This is a genomic window from Kitasatospora sp. NPDC007106, from assembly GCF_040634455.1.
GTDB lineage: Bacteria > Actinomycetota > Actinomycetes > Streptomycetales > Streptomycetaceae > Kitasatospora > Kitasatospora arboriphila.
The window spans coordinates 1-2,128 of sequence record NZ_JBEYFP010000946.1 but is presented as its reverse complement, the minus strand read 5'-3'; the positions used below and the strand labels follow the sequence as shown (position 1 = coordinate 2,128).

Below are 2,128 nucleotides of genomic sequence, written 5' to 3'. Positions count from 1 at the left end.
GCCCCCGGCGCCCCCGCCTCCAGCTCAAGATCCTCGTCGACGGGCAGTGCCAGGCCTGGGAGAACCTCGCCGAGGACGAGGGCCGCGAATTCGCCCTCGGCCGGGGCCACCTCGCCCGGATCGACCCCGAACTCCTCGCCGAGCGGCGCCGCCTGGCCGTCAGCCGCCACCACCTGGTGATCGTCGCCCACCGCGGCACCCTCCGCGTCCTGGACACCAGCAAGGGCCGCAGTCGGATCCGCACCCTGCGCCCCGGCGGCGCGGCCTCGCCGTGGCGGACGCTGCCGCACCGCGACGACCTGCCCGCGGGCCGGACGGACGTCGCCCGGTACGGCGGGTTCGGCCCGGACGACGAGATCGAGCTGGTGCCCGGCGTCGTCCTCCGCCGCAGCGGACAGCGCTGGCCGGGCGAGCGCGCCGAGGGCGTCCGGGCCCGCCCGCCCCGGCGGCCGGGGAAGGACGACGAGCTGACCCGGACGGACTGACCCGGGCGGACGGATTCGAGCGGACTGGCCCGGACGGGCAGAGCCGGACAGCAGAGCCGGGCGGGCGGATCCGGACAGGTCGAGAACGGCGGCGGCACAGGCAGAGGGGGGCGAGTGGAGCACCTGCAGCAGGACGATCCCGAACTGATCGGCCGCTACCGGCTGTTCGCGCTGCTCGGCCGGGGCGGCTGGGGCAACGTCTACTTCGCCCGCACCGAGTACGGCCGCGCGGTCGCTCTCAAGACCGTCCGCCCCGACCGGCTCGCCGAGGCCCCCGAACGGTTCCGCACCCGGTTCGCCCGGGAGGTCCAGGCCGCCCGCGCGGTCGGCTCCGAGTACACCGCCGAGGTCGTCGACGCCGACACCGACGCCCCCGAACCCTGGTTCGCCGCCCGCTACATCCCCGGCATCGACCTCGCCGACGCCCTCGACCTGCACGGCGCCCCGCTGCCCCAGCGGACCTGGCGGGTGCTGGCCACCGGCCTCACCGACGCCCTGCGCGGCATCCACGCCGCCGGCCTGGTGCACCGCGACCTCAAACTGGCCAACGTCCTGCTCGCCGGCACCGGGCCCGCCGTCATCGACTTCGGCATCGCCCGCCACCTCGCCCCCGCCCACGGCGGCACCCTGACCGCCACCGGCGTCGCGCTGCGCACCACCACCTTCGCCTCGCCCGAGCAGCTCCGCGACGAACGCGTCGGCCCGGCCAGCGACATGTTCGCGCTGGGCCTCGTCCTCGCCTACACCGCCCTCGCCCGGCACCCGTTCGGGCCGGGATCCGCCATGCAGATCGGAGCGAACATCCTCCAGGGCAGGCCGCAGCTCGACGGCATGCCGCCGACGCTGGAGCGGATCGTCCGGCCCTGCCTGGAGCCGAAGCCGCAGAACCGGCCGGACCCTTCGGAGTTCGCCGGTCTGCTGCCCGCAGACGCCCAGCCGCGGGGCCGGGACTGGCTGCCGCCGGTGCTGCGGGAGGCCGTCGACGAGCGGGCGGCGATCGCCCTCGACCTGGCCGAGCCGATGCGCAGCGGGCGGGCGTGGTCGGTGCGGTCCGGTCCGGCGACGCCCACGCCCGCTCCCGCACCGGCGGCCGACGGCCTGCCAGCGGCGGGTGCACGGGCCCTGCGGGAGCGGAGCCTCGCGTCCGCGCCGACCGGTGGACCGGCGGAGGAGTCGACCACCCTGCCGCCGACCGCTCCGGCGAAGGTCAAGGTGCCCCCGCCCGCGCCCCCGCCCGCCGCCGCGGTGAAGGGGCGGCCGGGCACCCCCGGCGCGAAGTTCCTGGCGGACGCCGAGGCCGGCGACACCGAGGCGATGCGGCGGCTGGCCGCCTCCCTCAAGCAGGCGGGTGATCCCGAGGGGGCGCTGCACTGGTTCCGGCGGTCCGCCGAGGGCGGCAACCCCACCGGCGCCCGCGAGGCCGCCCTCCTCATCGAGCAGCGGCTGCCCCACCACCTCCCGAAGGCGGGGGCGCTGTACCGCCAGGCGGCCGAGGCCGGAGACCTGCACGCCGCGATGCGGCTCGGCGAGCTGATGGAGAAGGAACCCGGCGGGCTGGCCGACGCCCTGCAGTGGTTCGAGAAGGCCGCCGAGCGCAACCACCCGAAGGCCGCCGACGCCGTCCTGCGGGTGAGGGCCGCCGC

General features: G+C 77.3%; 1 protein-coding gene and 1 pseudogene. Both read left to right on the top strand.

Going from position 1 to position 2,128, the window contains the following annotated elements; translation table 11 throughout:
- Window positions 1-485: pseudogene (locus tag ABZ641_RS34325) on the top strand (hypothetical protein); the annotation flags it as partial.
- A 114-nt stretch (window positions 486-599) separates the two neighbouring features.
- The coding region (locus ABZ641_RS34320) for a serine/threonine-protein kinase (protein WP_359988249.1) at window positions 600-2,128 on the top strand (1,529 nt) is incomplete at its 3' end.